Origin of the sequence: Promineifilum sp. (SeqCode), assembly GCF_041918635.1 — a bacterium.
Lineage (GTDB): Bacteria > Chloroflexota > Anaerolineae > Promineifilales > Promineifilaceae > Promineifilum.
The window spans coordinates 1-3,629 of sequence record NZ_JAYRVJ010000429.1; the positions used below are offsets into that span (position 1 = coordinate 1).

Annotated in this window: 4 protein-coding genes; all 4 read right to left on the bottom strand. The window is 64.2% G+C overall.

The window, feature by feature from the left end:
• Positions 1–972, bottom strand: a 972-nt coding sequence (locus tag ACE3UY_RS13365) for a YbhN family protein (RefSeq protein WP_374688006.1), incomplete at its 3' end; no start/stop codon positions are given.
• A 232-nt stretch (positions 973–1,204) separates the two neighbouring features.
• Complete coding sequence (locus ACE3UY_RS13370) at positions 1,205–1,648, bottom strand: DUF5946 family protein (protein ID WP_374688007.1); 444 nt, start codon at positions 1,646–1,648, stop codon at positions 1,205–1,207.
• Positions 1,649–1,659: 11 nt separating this feature from the next.
• Positions 1,660–2,490, bottom strand: coding sequence for a nickel-binding protein (locus ACE3UY_RS13375; RefSeq protein WP_374688008.1), 831 nt, complete (start codon positions 2,488–2,490; stop codon positions 1,660–1,662).
• A 244-nt stretch (positions 2,491–2,734) separates the two neighbouring features.
• On the bottom strand, positions 2,735–3,629 hold an 895-nt coding region (locus tag ACE3UY_RS13380), incomplete at its 5' end, for a S8 family peptidase (protein ID WP_374688009.1).

Below are 3,629 nucleotides of genomic sequence, written 5' to 3' on the forward strand. Positions count from 1 at the left end.
GAAATGCAGAATGCTGCGCATGGCGTACATCAGGCCGCCCAGCAGCCCGGCGCTGAAGCGCAGGAAGTAGAAGGCCAGCGACATGGAGACGGCCGTGGCCGCCGGCACGCCGATCGGCACGAACAGAAAGGTGTAGATGCCCTCGCGCAATCCCAGCCCGTTGAAGGTGATGGGCAGCAGGTTGATGAGGGCGATAATGGGCACGAACAGAGCGAAAACGCCAAACGGCAGGCGGACGCCCAGCGCCCAGGCGATAGTGACCTGCACCAGAATCAGGTTCAGCGTGAACGGCAGGCTGATGAGCAGCGAGGTAAGCAGCGCCCGCAATGGGTAGCGGTGGATGGTGTTGACCAGGCGCTCGAACTTGTCATAGAGTGGCAGGCCGAGGGCCTTGGGGTAGACGCGCTGGATCAGGCGCAGCGGGTCCGACCAGCGGGCGGCGAAGAAGGCCAGCGGGATGCCGGCAGCGGTGACGATGATCAGCAGCCATAGCGCCAGCGGCAGGTGCACGTCGGCGGCGTGGGCCGAGGTATTCCACAGCAGGGCCAGGATGGCGATGAGCGAGGAGCCGACCAGCCCGGTCACCCGCTCCATCAGCACCGAGCTGAGCGCCTCGGAACCGTGGCCGTGGCGCTGGCGCAGGCTGACGACCTTGATGAGGTCGCCGCCGAAGCCGGAGGGGATGAAGTTGTTGGCGAAGAAGCCGACGTAGTACAGGTAGACCAGGTAGCCGAAGCGCGGCTCGTCGTTGAGGGCGCGCAATAGGACGTGCCAGCGGTAGGCGCGGATGAGGACGTTGAGTTGGAATAGCACGAAGGCCAGCGCGTACCAGCCCCAATGGATGCCGGCCAGCGTGGCGACGACCTCGCCCAGGCCCACGCGGCTGAGCAGCCAGACCAGCAGCACGACGCTGAGCAGCACTTGGGACAGGCCCAGCAGCTTCTTGCGGTTGGCCTTGACGAACTTGCCCATAGCAGGGCGATTATAGCACAAAGGCCATCCGCCGCGACCATGCGCCTTGTGCCCGCCTGTCAGGTCTGACGACTAGATGCATCCCCTTCGGCTGCGGCGTAGACAGCGCGGTTGTCGGGTGTTGAAATCAGACTGGAACTGCAATGAGTGCAGACGCGGGCTTCGGCCCGATTTGACCCGCCACACGTAGGACAAATAACGGTATCTATCAATCACGTCCTCCTGTCAATCATCAGTTGGCTGTTTGCAGCGCCAGATGGATACTTCTGGCCCACTCAACAACCTGCTCGCGATAAGCCGCCCGTCCGGCCCCGACCACGTCCGCGGCGGTCATGGCCCATTGAGGGGGGCGTTCGTAGCGTCCTTTATCCCCCGGCCGGGCCGTGATGCTCCACTTCCGCTGGCCGGAATCAACGCGCTCCCGGTTGCGGCGGCGTGACGCTTGTGGGGTGAGGCCCTCCTCAACAAACTCGGCCAGCAGTCGCCGCGCGTGGCGCAGCCCCTCGGTCGAATAGAGGCTGGGATGTTGCAAGTGGTAGCAGAGCACCATCAGGTGATGCACCTCGCCCAGCGCGGGCAATTCGTTCTCCCAGTAGAGCATCTGGTGAAAGAATTCCTGGCACGTCTGGCCGTCGGCCCACGCCACGCCGCATTCAGGGCAGATCGCAGGTTCCATGTCACGTAGACTCAGGCATCTTGACCCGGCTCCGCCAACCTGGACACGGAAAAGACCCGGGTCTCTTCGCGAAATCCCTTCAGACTGACCAGTCCCAAATCATCAAAGAGCAAGTCCTCGTTGGAGGCGAGATCGCGGACTTCCTGTGACACCACAATCTGGCCCGGTTTGGCGTGGGCGCACAGGCGGGCGGCCAACTGCACGGCGTGACCGAACAGATCGCCGTGCTCTTCGATAGGCTCGCCAGAGGCCAGGCCGATGCGCAGGAAGATGGCGTCCTCAGGATGGTGGCGATTATGGTCGGCTAGCGCCGTTTGCACGGCTATCGCGGCGGCGATCGCGTCGGAGACGGAGATGAAACTGGCCATGATGCCGTCGCCGGTGTGTTTGATCTCGCGGCCGCGATGGGCCCGCAGCGCGTTGCGGGTTAGCGCGTTGTGGATGTGGAGCAAATGCAGGGCTTTGGCGTCGCCGAGCGTCGCCGTCATCAGCGTTGAATCCTTCAGATCGGTGAACATGATCACGCGAAAGGCGGAATCGATCGTGCGCTCCAGCGTCGCGGGGTCATTGGGCGTCGGGTCTTTCACCCGTCCCAGAAACGCCTCCACGACGCTCGGATCGACCTCCAGAATCTCGTGGGGAACCAGGCCGTGCGCCTCGTTGTGGGCGCGCCTGATGGTCTCCTGGTCGGGCGAGTCGACCAGGCAGAACGCGGTGGAACGCGCCTCGTCGAACCAGTAGGTCAGGAATTGGACGTGATACTTGTCCTGCAAGGCCAGGTCAGCGGTGTGGGCGTTGGCTACGGCGTGGGCGGTCGCTCCCTCGATAAAATGTCGATCCATGTAAATCGGCACGTGGCTTTCTCCTATTACCGTTTGTCCCGGTAATGCGCCTTACGATACCCTGTCAGGCTCACCGCGACAGGGTGGATGGGAGCCAATAGTATACTGGATTTCTCGCGCCTTTTCTGTGTCTCTTTTGTCACTGCGCTCATATTGAGTCGCAGTGAGCGAAAAGGGCCGGCGCGGACTTTACCCGAGCGCCGGCCCTTAAGACCGATGAACGAACTGGGATCAACCTATATGGTTAGAATCCATCAACGTTGAGCAACGGCTCCTTGATACCGTCCGGGTCGCCGGCGTTGTTCCAGTTGGAGTTGGCCGCGCCGATGAGCGCCGCCTTCACCTGGGCCGGGGTCGCGCCGGGGTTGTTGGCCTTGTAGAGCGCCGCCGCGCCGGCCACGTGGGGCGAGGCCATCGACGTACCCGACATGGTGGCGTAGCTGCTGCCCCGGTAGGTCGAGTAGATGCAGACGCCGGGGGCGATCAGGTCCACGTCCGCCCCGTAATTGCTGAAGTCGGCCAGCGTGTCGTCCACGTCGTTGCGGCAGGTGGCCGCCCCGCCGCCGCCGGGTTGCCCGTTGAAGTCGGCCAGAGCCGAGACGGTGATGACCTCGTTGTAGGTCGCCGGCCGGTAGTTGTTGGCGTTGGCGGCGGAGTTGCCGGCGGCCACCACGTAGGTCACGCCCGCGTTGACCGAGTTGCAGATGGCGTTGTGGTAGGCATCGGAGCCGCCGCAGTTGCTGTCGGAGCCGCTGCCGCCCAGGCTCATGTTGACCACCTCAATCGTGCCGGCGTTGGCCGTCACCCAGTTGATGCCGCAGAGAATAGTGGAGGTCGTGCCGGAGCCCTGGTTGTTCAGCACCCGCACCGCCCACAGCCGCGCCCCCGGCGCGACGCCGACCACGCCGTTGCTGTCGTCCTTGGCGGCGATGGTGCCGGCGACGTGCGTGCCGTGGCCGTGGCCGTCGTTGTAGGAGCTGCCGGTCGAGCAGTTTCGACCGCCGACCACGTTCAGGTCGGGGTGGTTGGTCTGGATGCCGGTGTCGAGCACGGCCACGTCCACGCTGACCGAGCCGGAGCCGTTGCCGGAGACGGTGCTGCTGAGTTCGCCGTCGATGCGGTTGATGCCGGTGGGCAGC